The following is a 17,641-nucleotide window of genomic DNA, read 5'->3' as shown; positions in this document are numbered from 1 at the left end:
GAATTATTTCACCTTGGCAATCAAATCCATCATTTTCAGTTTCTGATCGGTAGAAACCTTACGGGCCTCAAGCTCAATACCGCGTTCGTTGAGTTTCTTGAAGGCTTCGATGTCTTTGTCATCGACAGAAATTGCGTTGTTTACCTGCGTTTTACCCTGACGGAAAGCCATACCGCCAATGTTTACGGAGGTAATTTTCACACCACCTTCAACGATACGTTCTACGTCGGTTGGGTTGGTGAACAACAGCATCACACGCTCACCTGCATATTTCGGGTTGTTGTAGACGCGGATCATTTTCGCGACATCAACCACATGCGCCGTCACACCCGGAGGTGCTACCTGAGTCAGCAGCGTTTTACGCACGGTATCGGCGGCAACTTCATCACTGACGACGATAATGCGCGTTACGTTGGTTTCTTTGGTCCAGCGAGTTGCCACCTGACCATGGATTAAGCGGTCATCAATACGCGCCAGGCCGATCTGCATATAATCGTTCGGTCCCATCGGTTTCGCGGGGGTTGCTGCTTTCGGTGCCGCGACGGGGGCAGGAGCGGCTTTTTCCACCGGTTTTGCTTTCAGCGCTTTCACGCCTTCGCTACCGGTTTCAACGGCCAGTGCCACTAATTCATCAAAGCTTGGGTTGTCATCACGCGCCATGAAGGTCTCAACCAGCATGGGAATGTTCACACCGGCGATTACTTCGTAATGCTCTTTATCGACGACAATGCGGCTCGCAGCGTTAAACGGGCTGCCTCCCCATGTGTCAACGAGAAACAGCACGCCTTTACTGGTATCGAGTTTTGCCAACTGAGCGTTGTACTTTTCGATCAGCGTTTCAGCATTTTCGCCTGGAACGAAATCGATCCAGCCGACGTTTTCCTGCTCGCCTAACAGCATCTCTGCCGTCTTAAGTAACTGCTCTGCAGCCCAACCATGTGTGCCTATTACAATAGCAATGGTCACTTGCTACCTCCTTTATTATCGTTAACACATCAACGTGAAGATGTATTTGAATCGTCGTCCGCAATCGAATCGATTCAGATAAGGGTTACAAAGAAAAACCTATGATTTTCGTGAATTATTTTAGATATCGAAAAAAATATTTTATGTGATGAAGATCCGTAATTTAACTTCCGATAAAAAGAAATTTCGAAGGGTAAAATATCTCCGAAACAACTTATTGCAAAGGAAGGTAAATCTTTGCTAAAAACAGCTTCTCTCTGTTATGTTTAGCATCTGTTTAATTACTCAGGAGTATAGGGCAGTAGCCCACCATATGGATCGTCACCGACGTCATTTCACCTTCAGGCCGTATCAAGCCTGTCAGATTGGCACTTTTTGCCACAAATTTTCTCTGCATATCGCTTTAACGCCTGAGATCCTCAGCGCGCAGTTTGGTCATTCCTTAAGCAGGAGCTTGTCATGGAATTATTAATGGACCCGCAGATTTGGGTGGGTTTGCTCACGCTTGTCGTTCTCGAAATTGTTCTGGGTATTGATAACCTGGTCTTCATTGCGATCCTGGCTGATAAGCTGCCGCCGAAACAGCGTGATAAAGCGCGTTTAATCGGTTTGTCACTGGCACTGATTATGCGTCTGGGCTTGTTGTCCGTGATTTCGTGGATGGTGACGCTGACAAAGCCGCTGTTCACGGTAATGGACTATGCGTTCTCGGGGCGCGATCTGATTATGCTGCTGGGGGGTATCTTCCTCTTGTTCAAGGCTACGACAGAGCTGCATGAGCGGCTGGAAAACCGTGAACATGATACCGGGCAGACGAAAGGGTATGCGAGCTTTTGGGTTGTCGTAACGCAGATTGTCATCCTCGATGCGGTGTTCTCGCTGGATGCCGTGATTACGGCGGTCGGCATGGTCAACCATCTGCCAGTGATGATGGCGGCAGTAGTGATTGCCATGGCCGTGATGCTGCTGGCCTCTAAGCCGCTGACACGATTTGTGAACCAACACCCGACGGTGGTGGTGCTGTGTCTGAGCTTCCTGTTGATGATTGGTCTGAGCCTGGTTGCCGAAGGGTTTGGCTTCCATATTCCGAAAGGTTATCTGTATGCGGCGATTGGTTTCTCGATCATCATCGAGCTGTTTAACCAGATTGCCCGTCGTAATTTTATTCGCCACCAGTCGACGCTGCCGCTGCGTGCACGTACTGCCGATGCAATCCTGCGTCTGATGGGCGGTAAACGTCAGGCCAGCGTGCAGATGGAATCCGATAACCCGGTGCCGGTTCCTGTCCCGGAAGGCGCGTTTGTGGAAGAAGAACGCTATATGATCAACGGCGTCCTCTCCCTGGCGTCGCGTTCGTTACGCGGCATTATGACGCCACGTGGTGAAATCAGCTGGGTTGATGCCGACCTGAGCGTGGCGGAAATTCGCGAGCAGTTGCTCTCTTCACCTCACAGCCTGTTCCCGGTGTGTCGTGGCGAACTGGATGAGATCATCGGTATCGTGCGTGCTAAAGAGCTGCTGGTGGCGCTGGAAGACGGTGTGGATGTGGCGGCGATTGCCTCTGCTTCTCCGGCTATTGTTGTTCCGGAGACGCTGGACCCGATCAATCTGTTAGGCGTACTGCGTCGTGCCCGCGGTAGCTTCGTTATCGTCACTAACGAGTTTGGCGTAGTACAGGGTCTGGTCACGCCGCTGGACGTATTAGAAGCCATTGCCGGTGAATTCCCGGATGCCGATGAAACACCTGAAATTATTGCTGATGCAGGTGGTTGGTTGGTCAAAGGCGGTACCGATCTGCATGCGTTGCAACAGGCGCTGGACGTGGATACGTTAGTGAATGAAGACGAAGACATCGCCACGGTGGCAGGTTTAGTCATTGCGGCTAACGGCCATATTCCACGTGTAGGTGATGTTATCGAAGTCGCACCGCTGAGCATTACGATTGTCGAAGCGAATGACTATCGTGTGGATTTAGTTCGCATTGTTAAAGAACAACCCGCTCACGACGAAGACGAGTAACCGGGTTTAGCGAAACGGCATGACGGGCATACTGTGTCGCCCGTTATGTCGGGTGGGCGGCGGCGTGCTGCCCGCCAGCCATTTTGGGAAATCACGCAGCGGCATTGGCTTTGCGTACAAAAAACCTTGCAACAAATGTACGCCGTGTCGGCGCAAATGCTGAGCCTGCGCCTGGGTTTCAACGCCTTCCGCCACCAGTTCTATATTCAATTTTTTCCCCAAAGCGATAATGATGTCTGTGACGGTTGAGTTCACGGCGTCTGTTCCTATGGCCGAAGTAAATGATTTATCGATCTTCAGCACATCCGGGCGGAGTTTTTCCAGCCAGGAGAGCGAGCTGTTACCGGTACCGAAATCATCAATCGCCAGTTTTACGCCAAGCCGATTTAATTCGCGTACGACCCGATAATCCACATCCAGTAACGCATCGCGTTCGGTCAGTTCGATAACCAACTGCTGGATTGGGTGCTGGCTGAACCAGTACTGATTAAGATCTTTTAGCAGCGTGCCGTTACGAAAATGGCTGGCGGCGACATTAATCCCAATATGAAACTGACTGCTCATCGGGAAAACGTGTCTTTGCTGAATGGTTTCTGCGATGACATGACGGGTTAGCGGCACAATCAGGTTGTGCTCCTCAGCGATGGGAATAAACACTTCCGGAGAGATCCAACCCTGGCGTGGGTTATTCCAGCGTAGAAGAATCTCCACGCCCATGCATTGCTGGGTTTGCGCATTAAGCAGCGGCTGGCAAAATAGCTCGAATTCCCGAGCAGCAAGGGCCAGATTAATCTCCCAGGAAAAACTCATTCTGCTGGCGGTCGCCAGCCATGCCAGGTAACCCACTAATAAACTTAGGATCACCGCCAGCGGCAGCTGTGTTGGCAGATGTTTAATCGCCAGTTCACTGGGACCGGGGCCGGTGACGCTAATGGTAAACGGGAAATGTTGAGATGACAGCTGGTAGCGTTTTTCATCATTTAGCTTAGGCAGAGTATCGACCACACCTTGATCATACAGTAGATGCCGATTACCAACGGTTAAGCTGGCATCGGTGATCTGCGGCGGCTGGGGTTCAAGCAACATAGACGACAATAAATCAATATTGACGATTTCCAGCACGCCATCTTCACCATCAGCAGAGGATGGGTACCACTGCGTCAAAATCGGACTCCCTTTAATCAGCGAATGGTCAGTAGACAGCAGCAGTTGCGGTTCCCGGCTGGGTAATTCGGGCTGTAGTTGACGAATGGGGACATTGCGATACCCAAAAATGCTGGAGCAATAGAGGATCCCGCTTTGAATCAGATTAATAGAACGCACCGTTTGCAGTCTTGCGGCATGTTTGCTTAAGGGTAAACGCGCCACTGAGCAGGGGAGGCCAATTAACGGCAGCAATACATCACGTCCGGTCTGCAAGGGTAAAAGCACGTCATCCAGTTCTTCTACAGCATGGTTGGCAAAGGTGACGATATTTCGGTGATTTAAATTACGCTCCGAAATAAATCGGACAGTTAATGTGAGGATGAGCGTCAGTAGTGCACATACTGTGCAGACGATTAAGCGATTCCGGCGATAATTTTTAATGATCCGTTGTGCTGTTTGCATGCGGGCCGCCCGATAAGCCGTTGGTCACAGAAGCCAACAGCAACAGAGCAAGTGTAGTGGGGAAAATTACAGTAGACGAGGGAGAGGGGGCAAATTCGCCCATCCGTCGCAGATGGGCGAAAATTAAGTATTAGTCACATTGAACTTTGATTGCCAGGCCACCGCGTGACGTTTCGCGGTATTTGGCGTTCATGTCTTTACCTGTTTCGTACATGGTCTCAATGACTTTATCCAGCGAGACGCGCGGCGCGCTGGTACGGCGCATTGCCATACGCGCAGCGTTGATCGCCTTCACTGAAGCAATGGCGTTACGCTCAATGCACGGAACCTGTACCTGACCGGCAACCGGATCGCAGGTTAAGCCGAGGTTATGTTCCATGCCGATTTCGGCAGCAACACACACCTGCTCAGGGCTCGCGCCCAACAGTTCAGCCAGACCCGCGGCAGCCATGGAGCAGGCTACGCCCACTTCACCCTGACAACCTACTTCTGCACCAGAGATTGAGGCGTTCATTTTGTACAACGCGCCAATTGCACCGGCCGCCAGGAAATAGCGGGTATAGATATCCGGGCTGACGGACTCGATGAAATGATCGTAATAGGCCAGTACCGCAGGCACGATACCGCAGGCACCGTTGGTTGGCGCTGTCACTACGCGACCGCCTGCGGCGTTTTCTTCGTTAACGGCCAGCGCGAACATGTTAACCCAGTCGATCACGTTCATCGGATCGTTGGACAGCTTATCGCTGGAAACCAGCATACGACGCAGAGCTGAAGCACGACGAGGAACGCGCAGCGGACCCGGCAACACACCTTCGGTGTTCATGCCACGATCGATACAGGCCTGCATGGTTTGCCAGACGTGGCCAAAGTACTCTTCAATCTCTTTTTTGCTGTGCAGAGCAAGTTCGTTCTGCATAGCCATGCCAGAGAGAGACAGGCCGGTGCTGTTGCAGTACTCCAGCATTTTAGTCGCGGATTTGAACGGATAAGGCACGCTGACCTCGCCCGCGGCATCCTGACCAAAATGTTCTTCATCAACGATGAATCCACCGCCGATTGAGTAGTAGGTTTTGCTATAAATGACGGTTTCGCCATTGTACGCATGGATCTGCATTCCGTTTTCATGCAGCGGCAGGTTGCCGTTGTGAAAACGCATCCCGTCATTCTGCGGGAAATCCACTTCGTGCTGACCCTGCGCAAGCAGCAGGCGTCCACGCGTTTCTACGTCGCGGATAAATCCGGGGATGCTATCAATATCCACGGTAGCAGGCTCATTGCCCGCCAGACCCATAATAATGGCGATATCGGTGTGGTGACCTTTACCCGTGAGCGACAGTGAACCATACACGTCGACGGCGACACGAGTAACGCTGTCCAGTAATCCTTTTTCGACCAGGTCATCGACGAACTGTTTACCCGCCTTCATAGGCCCTACGGTATGGGAAGATGAGGGACCAATCCCCACCTTAAACATGTCGAATAGACTAATCACGATAATACTCCTACAGGGCGACTGGGCTTTCCAGTAACGATGTTATAACTGCGCATAGTGTAAGAGGGAACGCGGCGATCGGCTTAACTATTCACATGAATTAAACTAATAGATAACCGCGGTTTTACTAATGTTGTGACCTGAGTTTCAAGTTGTCTATGGCGCGCGTAAAGATAAGTATAGTCAGGGCTTGACGCCAATTTGCAGCGCCAGCTCACGAATTATTCCGGCAGTCATTCCCCAGACGAAATATTGCTCATACCAGGAAAGCCATACGCGATGTGAATCGCCACGACGGTAAATATCCAACGGGTGGTAACGACCTAAATGCAGGGCCTGGGCCAGCGGCATTTCGAACACTGCTGAAACTTCATCTTCACTGGCGCGATACGGCAGATTAGGCGGGATAATGCCTACCACTGGGGTGACCTGGAAACCGGTCACGCTGTCGACCGGCGGCAGAACGCCGATCACTTCTACGCATGAAGGTGGGATCGCCACCTCCTCCTGTGCCTCGCGAAGGGCGGCGGCAATTAACGAGGCATCACTGCTATCCACCGCCCCACCGGGGAAGGCGACCTGTCCGGCGTGCTTGCGTAGGTGAACGGAACGCTGGGTTAACAACAACCCCGGCTGTGGACGACGCACGACGGGGATCAGTACGGCGGCCTGGCGCTGGTTTAACGCGGCATGATTGACCTGCGGACGCAGGAGTTGAAAGCGCGATAAGAAATCATCAAGCGTCAGGCTGCTGTATTCCACGTCTCAGTTCTCCAGTTGGTGCAAAATACGATTCACTTTATCAAATGTTTCCTGATATTCAGCGTCTTCCTGACTGTCCGCCACTATGCCGCCGCCAGCGGAACAATAAATTTGTCCGTTTGTGGCTGTCAGCGTGCGAATGGTGATGCTGGTATCCATATTGCCGCAAAAACTCAGATAACCGATGCTGCCACACCAGGCATTACGTCTTTGTGGCTCCAGTTCGTCAATAATTTCCATCGCCCGCACTTTCGGCGCACCGGTAATAGAGCCGCCAGGGAAGGCTGCGCGTAGCAGATCGGTGGCGTGTAATGACTCTGGCAGACGTGCGGTAATGGTGCTGACCAAATGATGAACGGCAGGGAACGGTTCTACGACAAACAGCTCCGGAACCTGTACCGAACCCGGTACGGCAACGCGGCCAATATCATTACGCATCAAATCGACGATCATCAGGTTCTCCGCACGATCCTTCGGCGAATTCGCCAGCCGCCGGGCCTGCTCACGATCGGCATCGGCATCTTCAAGCCTGGGCAACGTACCTTTAATAGGACGCGTCTGGATATGCTGATTCTCCAGCAGAATAAAACGTTCCGGCGAAAGACTGAGGATAACGCCTTCCTCAAGACGAATAAACGCGCTGAACGGGGCGCGGTTAGCGTGATTGAGTTTGACGAATGCCTGCCACTCATCCCCCTCGTAATGCGCTTGAAAACGCTGCGCGAGGTTGACCTGGTAACAATCGCCGCTGTGCAGATAGCCCTGTACCTGGCGGAATTTTTCGCCGTACCGGGCGCGGCTCATATTGGACTGCCACGCCGAGGTCAATGTAAACGGCTCACGCGTTGGCGGTTGTTGCGCATCGAGCCACTTCAGGCGATCCTCGACATCGTTATGGCTGAGCAGCGATACGGTCTGCAACTGGTGATCGACAATCAGCGCCCAGTCGTAAATGCCAACGGCCATATCCGGTAGCGTAATATCGCGCTCAGCAATAGTCGGCAGAGATTCAAAGCGTCGGCCAAGGTCGTAGCCAAACAGACCTAACGCGCCGCCCTGAAACGGCAGATCCGGGTGATACTCGGGGTGAATCTTGTGTGCAGCTAGCGCGGAATGTAATACCGTCATTGGATCATCAAGCGAGCGCGTGATTGCGTGCCCGTTCTGCACTACGGTCTCTTCAGCACGTGTAACCAACGTGGTGACGGGGTCCGCCACCAGAATATCAAAGCGGTTATGCGGATGGTCGGCTTGACCTGAATGCAACAGCATCGCCCAGGGCAGATGGCTTAATGTCGAAAAATAGCGTTCAGCGGCGTCCTGACGCCAGGGTAATGTGATTACTGCGGGAGATAACGTCTTCATCAGTCCTGACTCGTTGCTACTCTACTGGCTAACTGCCCGGTAGCATGAAATAATTAGCGCAGACAATTTAGCAGGAGTTAACAATGTTTGCAGGTTTACCTTCACTCAGTCATGAGCAGCAGCAAAAAGCGGTAGAACGTATTCAGGAGCTGATGTCGCAGGGGATGAGCAGCGGACAAGCCATTGCTCTGGTTGCTGAAGAGTTACGCGCCAGTCATACCGGCGAGCGGATCGTGGCGCGTTTTGAAGATGAAGACGAATAACGCCGCTTAAACTGCAGCGATTATCTTAATCTCAACTTTGTATTTCGGGTTCATCAATCCGGCCTGAACGGTACAACGTACCGGCGCGTGGCCAGCAACGACCCACGCGTCCCAGGCTTTGTTCATGGCGGCAAAATCGTTTTTGTCTGCCAAAAACAGGGTGGCATCAAGAATACGTGACTTGTTGCTGCCTTGTTTTTCCAGCACCGCATCAATTTGCGCCAGCGTATTTGCCGTCTGCTCAAAGGCGTCTGCATCCAGATTTTCCGGCACGCCGGTGTAATACAGCGTGTTGTTGTGGATTACCACGTCGGACCAACGCGCTTCGGCATCAATGCGCACAATCGTCATAAATCATTCCTCGTTTACGTTTTTTCATAATAGCTTTGGGTTGCGCCAAGACTGCCATAATGTTGTGCCCACGTCACCTCTTCAACTGGCGAAAGACCCGCTGGCCTGACATAATCCCTGTTCAAATGAACAGGGGGCAGTGTGACGGACGATTTTGCAGCAGACGGTCAGTTGGCTAAAGCGATACCGGGTTTTAAACCGCGAGAACCACAGCGGCAGATGGCCATCGCCGTCAGTCATGCCATCGAAAAATCACAACCGCTGGTGGTAGAAGCCGGAACCGGAACGGGTAAAACCTACGCTTATCTTGCTCCAGCGCTGCGTGCCGGAAAGAAGGTCATTGTCTCCACGGGCTCGAAGGCGTTGCAGGATCAGCTATACAGCCGCGACCTCCCGACTGTCGCTAAAGCACTGAAGTTCACCGGTAAACTGGCGCTGCTGAAAGGGCGTTCAAACTATCTGTGCCTCGAACGTCTCGAACAGCAGGCGCTGGCGGGTGGCGACTTGCCGGTACAAACGTTAAGCGACGTCATTCTGCTGCGCTCCTGGTCAAATCAAACCCTTGATGGGGACATCAGCACCTGCGTCAGCGTGGCGGAAGACTCGCAGGCCTGGCCGCTGGTGACCAGCACTAATGACAACTGTCTGGGCAGCGACTGCCCGCTGTATAAAGAGTGTTTTGTCGTTAAAGCGCGTAAAAAAGCGATGGATGCGGATGTTGTCGTGGTTAACCATCATCTGTTTCTCGCCGATATGGTGGTAAAAGAGAGCGGGTTTGGCGAACTGATCCCGGAAGCTGATGTGATGATCTTCGATGAAGCGCATCAGTTACCGGATATCGCCAGCCAGTACTTTGGTCAATCACTCTCCAGTCGCCAGCTGTTAGACCTGGCGAAAGACATCACCATTGCCTATCGCACCGAGCTGAAAGACACTCAGCAGTTGCAAAAGTGCGCCGATCGCCTTGCACAAAGTGCTCAGGACTTCCGCTTGCAGCTTGGTGAGCCGGGTTATCGCGGAAACCTGCGGGAACTGCTGGCCGACCAGCGCGTACAGCGCGCGTTTTTGCTGCTCGATGACACGCTGGAGCTGTGTTATGACGTGGCGAAGCTGTCCCTCGGGCGTTCGGCGTTGCTGGATGCCGCGTTTGAGCGCGCCACGCTTTATCGTGCGCGTCTGAAGCGCCTGAAAGAGATCAACCAGCCAGGCTTCAGCTACTGGTATGAATGCACCTCCCGCCATTTCACCCTCGCGCTGACGCCGCTTACGGTGGCGGATAAATTCAAAGAAGTGATGGAACAAAAGCCGGGCTGCTGGATTTTTACTTCCGCCACGCTGTCGGTAAACGATGACCTTCATCATTTCACCGCACGACTGGGTATTGAAGATGCCGAGTCGATGCTGCTGCCGAGCCCTTTTGATTACACGCGCCAGGCGCTGCTGTGCGTGCCGCGTAATCTCCCGCAAACCAACCAGCCGGGGGCTGCGCGTCAGCTGGCATCCATGCTGCGACCTATTATCGAAGCGAACAACGGTCGCTGTTTTATGCTGTGTACTTCGCACGCGATGATGCGCGATCTGGCGGAACAATTCCGCGCTACTATGACGCTTCCCGTACTGCTGCAGGGCGAAACCAGCAAAGGACAACTGCTACAGCAGTTTGTCAGCGCAGGTAATGCGCTATTGGTTGCCACCAGCAGCTTCTGGGAGGGCGTGGACGTGCGCGGCGATACGCTGTCGCTGGTGATAATCGATAAACTGCCGTTTACCTCGCCGGACGACCCGCTGTTAAAAGCCCGAATGGAGGATTGTCGACTGCGAGGCGGCGATCCGTTTGAAGACGTCCAGTTGCCGGATGCGGTAATCACCCTGAAGCAGGGTGTAGGGCGTCTGATACGTGATGCTGACGATCGCGGCGTGCTGGTGATTTGCGACAATCGTCTGGTTATGCGGCCATACGGCGCCACCTTCCTGGCGAGTCTTCCACCTGCTCCACGGACGCGTGACATCGCTCGCGCGGTTCGCTTTCTTGCCATACCAACGGCTGAGTAATTTGTTACGGAGTGTGGTAAGATGCGCGCCAAATTTATTGATCTGATCACAAACACCCATGCGAATTTTGGCTATCGATACCGCCACAGAGGCGTGCTCTGTTGCCCTGTGGAATGACGGTACTATCAAGGCTCACTTTGAGCTTTGCCCACGAGAACACACCCAACGAATTTTACCGATGGTTCAGGAAATCCTGGCCGCTGGCGATCTCACGTTAACCGATATCGACGCCCTAGCGTTTGGTCGCGGTCCCGGCAGTTTCACCGGCGTGCGTATCGGTATTGGCATTGCTCAGGGGCTGGCGTTAGGCGCAAACTTACCGATGATCGGCGTCTCCACCCTGGCGACCATGGCGCAGGGCGCCTGGCGTAAGTCGGGCGCGACTCGCGTACTGGCGGCGATTGACGCGCGAATGGGCGAAGTCTACTGGGCCGAATATCAGCGTGATGACAACGGTAACTGGCACGGTGAAGAAACCGAAGCGGTGTTAACCCCCGAGCAGGTACATGAGCGTTTATTGCAGCTTTCTGGCGACTGGGTGACGGTCGGGACGGGGTGGCCGGCATGGCCTGAGCTTGGTAAAGACAGCGGTCTGACGTTCAGCGATGGTGACGTGCTGCTTCCAGCGGCTGAAGACATGCTGCCCGTCGCCACGCAAATGCTGGCTGCGGGTGAGACCGTAGCGGTCGAACACGCTGAACCGGTTTATTTACGTAACACCGTGGCGTGGAAGAAACTTCCCGGTAAAGAATGAATCTTAGTAGTAGAACTCCGGCTAAGACCTACAGTCGTCAGTGAACAGCATTGTGAACAGGCCGGGGCAGAAGCTAAGAAAAGGGAGTCACAATATGGCGGTGCAAAAGCAGTTAATAAAGGGTGTGTTGGCGGGGGCCTTAGCGTTAATGCTTAGCGGCTGCGTCACCATTCCGGATGCGATTAAAGGTTCGAGCCCGACGCCGCAGCAGGATCTGGTGCGGGTGATGAATGCGCCGCAGCTGTATGTCGGACAGGAGGCGCGTTTCGGCGGCAAAGTGGTGGATATTCAGAACCAGCAGGGAAAATCCCGTCTGGAAATTGCCACCGTTCCGCTCGATAGTGGTGCGCGTCCAGTGCTGGGTGAAGCCTCTCGCGGGCGGATATATGCTGATGTAAATGGCTTCCTCGACCCGGTGGATTTTCGCGGGCAACTGGTCACCGTCGTCGGTCCGATTAGCGGTACGGTGGACGGAAAAATCGGTAATACGCCGTATAAATTCATGTTGATGCAGGTAACCGGTTATAAACGCTGGCATATTACTCAGCAGATTGTCATGCCGCCTCAGCCTATCGACCCCTGGTTCTACGGTGCGCGTGGCTGGCCTTACGGTGGCTACGGCGGATGGGGCTGGTACAATCCCGGCCCGGCACAGGTTCAGACCATAGTAACAGAGTAACTCTTTGTTTTATTGGTAAAAGAAACAGCGGCTCGTCCGCTGTTTCTGCATTAACGTGGATATAAGAAAAATAAATAGTGACGTGCTTCGCAACCTTGTCGTTGTGTAATAAACAAACTGGTACGCTGAGTTAATATTATGTTAACAGTTTGTTTATTGCCTGGGGTTGTGATGACGACGAATACGCATTTTAGAGGTGATGTATTGAAAAAGGTTTGGCTTAACCGTTATCCCGCTGGTGTTCCTGCGGAGATCAATCCTGACCGTTATCAATCCCTGGTGGAACTCTTTGAACACTCAGTAAGACGGTATGCCGATCAGCCCGCGTTTGTAAACATGGGGGAGGTGATGACCTTCCGCAAGCTTGAAGAGCGGAGCCGGGCATTTGCGGCCTATTTACAACAAGGCCTGGGGCTGAAAAAGGGCGATCGCGTCGCGCTGATGATGCCGAACCTGCTGCAATATCCGGTCGCACTGTTTGGGATTTTACGTGCCGGCATGATCGTCGTGAACGTTAACCCGCTTTACACGCCTCGCGAGCTGGAACATCAGCTCAACGATAGCGGCGCGTCGGCGATTGTCATCGTATCTAACTTTGCTCATACGCTGGAAAAGGTGGTCGACAAAACGTCTGTGCAACACGTGATCCTGACGCGTATGGGCGATCAGCTGTCGACCGCAAAAGGGACGCTGGTCAACTTTGTCGTCAAGTATATCAAACGGCTGGTGCCGAAATATAACCTGCCGGATGCCATCTCGTTTCGCAGTGCGCTGCAAAACGGTTACCGCATGCAGTATGTGAAACCCGAAGTGGTGTCGGAAGATCTGGCGTTCCTGCAATATACCGGCGGGACAACCGGCGTGGCGAAAGGCGCGATGCTCACGCACCGCAACATGCTGGCTAATCTTGAGCAGGTTCATGCTACCTACGGTCCGTTGCTGCATCCGGGTAAAGAATTGGTGGTGACGGCGTTACCGCTGTATCACATTTTTGCGCTAACGATGAACTGTCTGCTGTTTATTGAGCTAGGCGGTCAAAACCTGCTGATTACTAACCCGCGTGATATTCCGGGGCTGGTAAAAGAGCTGGCGAAGTATCCGTTTACCGCGATGACCGGCGTCAATACGCTGTTTAACGCGCTGCTGAATAACAAAGAGTTCCAGCAACTGGACTTCTCGTCACTGCATCTCTCGGCAGGTGGCGGAATGCCGGTTCAACAAGCGGTAGCTGAACGCTGGGTGAAGCTGACGGGGCAGTATCTTCTGGAAGGTTATGGCCTGACGGAGTGCGCCCCGCTGGTGAGTGTTAACCCTCACGATATTGACTACCACAGCGGAAGTATCGGTTTACCGGTTCCCTCCACTGAGGTCAAGCTGGTGGACGACGACGACAACGAAGTGCCACCGGGAGAACCGGGTGAGCTGTGTGTGAAAGGTCCACAGGTGATGCTGGGCTACTGGCAGCGACCAGACGCCACTGACGAAATCATCAAAGACGGCTGGTTGCACACTGGCGATATTGCGGTGATGGATGACGAAGGCTTTCTGCGTATTGTCGATCGTAAGAAAGATATGATCCTGGTGTCCGGCTTTAACGTCTACCCTAATGAAATTGAAGACGTGGTTATGCAACACCCTGGCGTGCAGGAAGTGGCTGCGGTTGGGGTTCCGTCCGGCAGCAGCGGTGAAGCGGTGAAAATTTTCGTGGTGAAGAAAGATGCCTCGTTAACCGATGAAGCGCTGGTCACTTTCTGTCGTCGTCACCTGACAGGCTATAAAGTACCGAAGCTGGTGGAGTTTCGCGATGAGTTGCCGAAATCTAACGTTGGTAAAATTTTGCGACGAGAATTACGTGACGAAGCGCGTGCCAAAGTGGACAATAAAGGCTGAGCGTTAAGTCAGCCAGTAGAAAACGCCGGGTAATCCGGCGTTTTTTTTGGCGCAAACCTAAGAGAGCACGATTTGAATTATCAAATGATCACCACGGACGACGCGTTGGCCACGCTGTGCGAAGCCGTCCGTGAATTTCCGGCGATAGCCCTGGATACAGAATTTGTTCGCACGCGTACCTATTATCCGCAGTTGGGGCTGATCCAGCTGTTTGATGGCAAACACGTTGCTCTGATTGATCCGCAGGGGATCACCGACTGGTCGCCGCTGCGCGATATTCTGCGTGATACTGCCATCACCAAATTCCTGCATGCGGGTAGCGAAGATCTGGAAGTGTTTCTCAACGCTTTTGGCGAACTGCCGCAGCCGTTGATTGATACACAAATTCTGGCTGCTTTTTGCGGTCGTCCGCTGTCGTGGGGGTTTGCCGCGATGGTGGAAAAGTTTACGGGGGTGGCGCTGGACAAAAGCGAATCCCGCACCGACTGGCTGGCCAGACCGCTGACCGAGCGTCAGTGTGAGTACGCGGCGGCTGATGTCTGGTATCTATTACCGATCACCACAAAACTGATGGTCGAAACTGAAGCCAGCGGCTGGCTGCCAGCCGCACTGGACGAGTGCCGCTTAATGCAGCAGCGTCGCCAGGAGGTTCTGGCGCCTGAAGACGCATGGCGCGATATCACTAACGCCTGGCAGCTGCGTACCCGTCAGTTGGCCTGCTTGCAACTGCTTGCCGACTGGCGACTGCGTAAAGCACGTGAGCGTGATCTGGCAGTGAACTTTGTGGTGCGTGAAGAACACCTGTGGTCGGTCGCTCGTTATATGCCGGGGAGTCTGGGTGAACTGGACAGCCTAGGCCTTTCCGGTAGTGAAATTCGCTTCCATGGCAAAACGCTGATTTCTCTGGTAGAAAAAGCGCAGGCTTTACCGGAAGAATCACTGCCACAGCCGCTGCTGAATTTGATGGATATGCCAGGATACCGCAAAGCGTTCAAAGCCATCAAGGCGCTGGTTGCCGAGGTGAGTACTGAGCATAATCTTAGCGTCGAACTGCTGGCTTCACGCCGTCAAATCAACCAGCTACTCAACTGGCACTGGAAATTAAAGCCGCAGCAGACCCTGCCGGAGTTGGTTTCCGGTTGGCGTGGCGAACTGATGTCCGATCGTCTCAACGCGCTGCTGCAGGAATATCCGCAGTAAGTCACCAGGCTCGCCGGGTTGCGCCATTGCTAACCCGGCCTGCGCAACGCTACAAATCAAGCACCAGGCGCTTACCTTTGGCGCGAGAGCAGCAAATGAGCATGCTCTGCTGGCTGGCTTTTTCGTCGTCGCTGAAATACTGATCGCGGTGATCCGCTTCCCCTTCAAGAATCGTTGTTTCGCAGGTGCCGCATACGCCTTCCCGGCACAGGCACTCAACGCGCGCGGCTTTGTTATTTTCGATAACCTGCAAAATGGTCATCTCTTCCGGGACCACAAACTCGCGTCCTGAACGCGCCAGCACCAGGGTAAAGGCATCACCGCTTTTATCTTCCAGCGCAAATTGTTCGAAATGTAGCGTATTGCTGTCCAGTCTATGGAGGGAAGCCGCTTCTCTGACGGCATCGTTGAGCACTGCTGGCCCGCAGGTGTAAATATGTGTGCCGGGTTCGACATCGGCCAGCAGGCGAGATAAATCAAGGCGGGTTCCTGCGCTTGACAGATGCAGATGAATACGATCGACGCTGGAGTGTTGCAGGAGTTCGTCATAAAACGCGCAGTTGTCCTGACTGGGAGAGCAATAATGCAGTTGCCATTCTGCCTGAGAGTGTTCCAGCTCCGGGATCTGCGATAAAAACGGTGTGATGCCGATACCTCCGGCAATCAACAGATGTTGTTGTGCCTGAGGGGCGAGGGCGAACAGATTGTTAGGCGTGGAAATCGTGAGCGTGTCGCCGGGTTTCACCTTTTGATGCAGATAACGTGAGCCGCCTTTGGACGCCTCTTCCAGTCGTACGGCGATTTGCCAGGCGCTGGTATCGAAGGGTGAACTCATCAGCGAGTACGCATTGCTGTATAGATTCTCGCCATCGCGTATCTGCACGATGATATGGCTGCCACCCTGAAACGCGGGCAACGGCTCGCCTGATGTCGCCGTTAAAGTAAAGCGTTTTACCTGCGCGGTAATCGTCTCAATCCGGCTGACCCGGACTTCTTGCATTTGATAATCAGACATTGCGGCACTCCCTAAAAAATCTGTCCGGCGCGGCTTAACGATGCGCCGGTGTCTGTCGTTACAGCCCCTGGTTATTCCTGAAACACCTGCGCGACCAGATTATGGAAATGGGCAATGCCATGTTCGGAGATACCGCTGCCGCTGGTGTCGGCCATAATGCGGCCCTGACCGCGATACCCGCGCGATTTCAGCCCCTTTTGCACGCTTTCTACCAGACGTAAATCTTCAGGACGAAAGACGTTGCGATACCATTCGATCAGTTGTTTCTGCTCTTCGGTCAGCTCTTCGTTGGTGAAGTAAATGTCATAGTTTTGCAGCGTAGTTTCTGCATCCACTGGAAATTCATAGATAACGGTCATCATGCCTTTGATTGGCGTAACGTTGAGCATGGTGCACGGCCACAGCCAGAAACCGTGGAAGGCGGCATCAACACCTTCTTCGAACTTAAATGACTGCTCTGACGGTTTGGCGAAACCGTATTGTAGCGTCCAGTTGCCGTGCATAGTATGCCAGTAACGATCAACCTGAACCGAGTCGGAAAAACCAGGGTGAGCCGGGCCGCAGTGGTAGCACTCCAGATAGTTATCGACAATATTCTTCCAGTTGGCTGGAGTTCGGGTCGTAAAGCGTGCCGCCAGCTTCAGGTCATGCACATCAGGGCAGGCTTCGATAACTTTGTCTGCAAGACCTGGGAGTTGTTCTTCCACGCTGCCCGCGTTCGGATCCATGTTGATAAACACGAATCCGGCATACTCTTCCAGACGTACAGGTGTAAGGTGCGCTTTTTCGCTGTCGAAGTTGGCGACATTTTCGCAGTTACGCGCATGCGCCAGATTGCCGTCAAGTTTGAACGCCCATGCGTGGTAAGGGCAGGTAATTACATTTTTCGCTTTCCCTTCGCCGCTCAACAACTGATGACCACGATGCGGGCAAACGTTGTAGAACGCGCGCAGCACGTTATCGCGACCCCGTACCAGCACGATGTTCTCGCCAATCACTTCCCGGGTAACATAATCATTGGGCTTTGCCAGCTCGCTACTGTGGGCGACGCAAATCCAGCTTTTAGCAAACACTTTCTCTTGTTCGTGCTCGAAGGCCTGATGGTCAGTATAGAACCGGGCAGGGATAGTCCAGGCGTCCTGCGGGTTGGCACAGAAATTTTGCGGCAGAATAAACTCAGGGCTCAGATTGCTCATTGGAATACCTTTAATTTGTGAGTAAG

Annotated in this window: 16 protein-coding genes; 8 read left to right on the top strand and 8 right to left on the bottom strand. The window is 53.2% G+C overall.

From position 1 onward, the window contains the following. Window positions 1-3 precede the first annotated feature (3 nt). Window positions 4-966 carry a PTS mannose transporter subunit IIAB gene (manX, locus tag OGY06_RS13015; RefSeq protein WP_003833768.1) on the bottom strand — a complete coding sequence of 321 codons (963 nt, stop codon included), beginning with the start codon at window positions 964-966 and terminating at the stop codon, window positions 4-6. Between the two features lie 262 nt (window positions 967-1,228). Here manX and OGY06_RS23310 point away from each other — a divergent pair, with 262 nt between their 5' ends. Then, window positions 1,229-1,438 (top strand): protein YoaL, encoded by a 210-nt coding sequence (locus OGY06_RS23310; RefSeq protein WP_008785027.1) that lies wholly within the window; start codon window positions 1,229-1,231, stop codon window positions 1,436-1,438. Then, on the top strand, window positions 1,426-2,985 hold the full coding sequence (yoaE, locus tag OGY06_RS13010) for a CNNM family cation transport protein YoaE (protein WP_008785026.1): 1,560 nt from the start codon (window positions 1,426-1,428) through the stop codon (window positions 2,983-2,985). The genes OGY06_RS23310 and yoaE overlap by 13 nt, the downstream gene beginning before the upstream one ends. A gap of 6 nt (window positions 2,986-2,991) precedes the next feature. On the opposite strand, the gene pdeD is transcribed toward yoaE, so the two are convergent. The 4 genes from pdeD to pabB all read right to left on the bottom strand — a co-directional run bounded on the left by pdeD (window position 2,992) and on the right by pabB (window position 8,215). Next, window positions 2,992-4,593: a cyclic di-3',5'-guanosine monophosphate phosphodiesterase PdeD gene (gene pdeD / locus OGY06_RS13005; RefSeq protein ID WP_008785025.1), complete on the bottom strand. Its 1,602-nt coding sequence runs from the start codon at window positions 4,591-4,593 to the stop codon at window positions 2,992-2,994. A 130-nt stretch (window positions 4,594-4,723) separates the two neighbouring features. Then, window positions 4,724-6,088, bottom strand: coding sequence for an L-serine ammonia-lyase (sdaA, locus tag OGY06_RS13000; RefSeq protein WP_286605460.1), 1,365 nt, complete (start codon window positions 6,086-6,088; stop codon window positions 4,724-4,726). 183 nt (window positions 6,089-6,271) lie between these two features. After that, window positions 6,272-6,850, bottom strand: a complete 579-nt coding sequence (locus tag OGY06_RS12995; protein ID WP_003020991.1) for a CoA pyrophosphatase — start codon at window positions 6,848-6,850, stop codon at window positions 6,272-6,274. A 3-nt stretch (window positions 6,851-6,853) separates the two neighbouring features. Continuing rightward, window positions 6,854-8,215, bottom strand: coding sequence for an aminodeoxychorismate synthase component 1 (gene pabB / locus OGY06_RS12990; protein WP_286605458.1), 1,362 nt, complete (start codon window positions 8,213-8,215; stop codon window positions 6,854-6,856). An 83-nt stretch (window positions 8,216-8,298) separates the two neighbouring features. Here pabB and OGY06_RS12985 point away from each other — a divergent pair, with 83 nt between their 5' ends. Then, a complete protein-coding gene (locus tag OGY06_RS12985; RefSeq protein WP_003020986.1) occupies window positions 8,299-8,478 on the top strand; it encodes a YoaH family protein in 180 nt (59 codons plus the stop codon). Window positions 8,479-8,484: 6 nt separating this feature from the next. On the opposite strand, the gene OGY06_RS12980 is transcribed toward OGY06_RS12985, so the two are convergent. After that, window positions 8,485-8,829, bottom strand: a complete 345-nt coding sequence (locus tag OGY06_RS12980) for a RidA family protein (RefSeq protein ID WP_003020984.1) — start codon at window positions 8,827-8,829, stop codon at window positions 8,485-8,487. A gap of 141 nt (window positions 8,830-8,970) precedes the next feature. Between OGY06_RS12980 and yoaA the strand changes: the two genes are divergently transcribed. From yoaA to rnd, 5 genes are all read left to right on the top strand, one after another. Then, complete coding sequence (yoaA, locus tag OGY06_RS12975) at window positions 8,971-10,881, top strand: DNA repair helicase YoaA (RefSeq protein WP_003833760.1); 1,911 nt, start codon at window positions 8,971-8,973, stop codon at window positions 10,879-10,881. A gap of 58 nt (window positions 10,882-10,939) precedes the next feature. Further along, a complete protein-coding gene (tsaB, locus tag OGY06_RS12970; RefSeq protein WP_003833757.1) occupies window positions 10,940-11,635 on the top strand; it encodes a tRNA (adenosine(37)-N6)-threonylcarbamoyltransferase complex dimerization subunit type 1 TsaB in 696 nt (231 codons plus the stop codon). 94 nt (window positions 11,636-11,729) lie between these two features. Then, window positions 11,730-12,314 (top strand): Slp family lipoprotein, encoded by a 585-nt coding sequence (locus OGY06_RS12965; protein ID WP_003833754.1) that lies wholly within the window; start codon window positions 11,730-11,732, stop codon window positions 12,312-12,314. 204 nt (window positions 12,315-12,518) lie between these two features. Next, a complete protein-coding gene (gene fadD, locus OGY06_RS12960) occupies window positions 12,519-14,204 on the top strand; it encodes a long-chain-fatty-acid--CoA ligase FadD (protein WP_122973958.1) in 1,686 nt (561 codons plus the stop codon). An 84-nt stretch (window positions 14,205-14,288) separates the two neighbouring features. Beyond that, window positions 14,289-15,404, top strand: coding sequence for a ribonuclease D (rnd, locus tag OGY06_RS12955; protein WP_218667373.1), 1,116 nt, complete (start codon window positions 14,289-14,291; stop codon window positions 15,402-15,404). 49 nt (window positions 15,405-15,453) lie between these two features. Here the strand turns inward: rnd and OGY06_RS12950 are convergent, their stop codons facing one another. Beyond that, entirely contained in the window at window positions 15,454-16,419 is a 966-nt protein-coding gene (locus tag OGY06_RS12950) for a PDR/VanB family oxidoreductase (RefSeq protein ID WP_286605456.1), read from the bottom strand. A 71-nt stretch (window positions 16,420-16,490) separates the two neighbouring features. Next, window positions 16,491-17,615 (bottom strand): carnitine monooxygenase, oxygenase subunit YeaW, encoded by a 1,125-nt coding sequence (gene yeaW, locus OGY06_RS12945; protein WP_003833746.1) that lies wholly within the window; start codon window positions 17,613-17,615, stop codon window positions 16,491-16,493. Between the last annotated feature and the right edge of the window lie 26 nt (window positions 17,616-17,641).

This window comes from Citrobacter sp. Cpo147 (assembly GCF_030332405.1).
Taxonomy (GTDB): domain Bacteria; phylum Pseudomonadota; class Gammaproteobacteria; order Enterobacterales; family Enterobacteriaceae; genus Citrobacter; species Citrobacter portucalensis.
Note: the sequence above shows the minus strand (reverse complement) of the source record. Positions and strands in the feature narration are given on the sequence as shown.

Excerpts from the sequence above, each read along its gene's own strand:
- OGY06_RS23310 (WP_008785027.1), top strand. The coding sequence starts at position 1,229 with ATGTTTAGCATCTGTTTAATTACTCAGGAGTATAGGGCAGTAGCCCAC.
- yoaE (WP_008785026.1), top strand. The coding sequence starts at position 1,426 with ATGGAATTATTAATGGACCCGCAGATTTGGGTGGGTTTGCTCACGCTT.
- pdeD (WP_008785025.1), bottom strand. The coding sequence starts at position 4,593 with ATGCAAACAGCACAACGGATCATTAAAAATTATCGCCGGAATCGCTTA.
- pabB (WP_286605458.1), bottom strand. The coding sequence starts at position 8,215 with ATGAAGACGTTATCTCCCGCAGTAATCACATTACCCTGGCGTCAGGAC.
- OGY06_RS12985 (WP_003020986.1), top strand. The coding sequence starts at position 8,299 with ATGTTTGCAGGTTTACCTTCACTCAGTCATGAGCAGCAGCAAAAAGCG.
- OGY06_RS12980 (WP_003020984.1), bottom strand. The coding sequence starts at position 8,829 with ATGACGATTGTGCGCATTGATGCCGAAGCGCGTTGGTCCGACGTGGTA.
- tsaB (WP_003833757.1), top strand. The coding sequence starts at position 10,940 with ATGCGAATTTTGGCTATCGATACCGCCACAGAGGCGTGCTCTGTTGCC.
- OGY06_RS12965 (WP_003833754.1), top strand. The coding sequence starts at position 11,730 with ATGGCGGTGCAAAAGCAGTTAATAAAGGGTGTGTTGGCGGGGGCCTTA.
- rnd (WP_218667373.1), top strand. The coding sequence starts at position 14,289 with ATGATCACCACGGACGACGCGTTGGCCACGCTGTGCGAAGCCGTCCGT.
- OGY06_RS12950 (WP_286605456.1), bottom strand. The coding sequence starts at position 16,419 with ATGTCTGATTATCAAATGCAAGAAGTCCGGGTCAGCCGGATTGAGACG.
- yeaW (WP_003833746.1), bottom strand. The coding sequence starts at position 17,615 with ATGAGCAATCTGAGCCCTGAGTTTATTCTGCCGCAAAATTTCTGTGCC.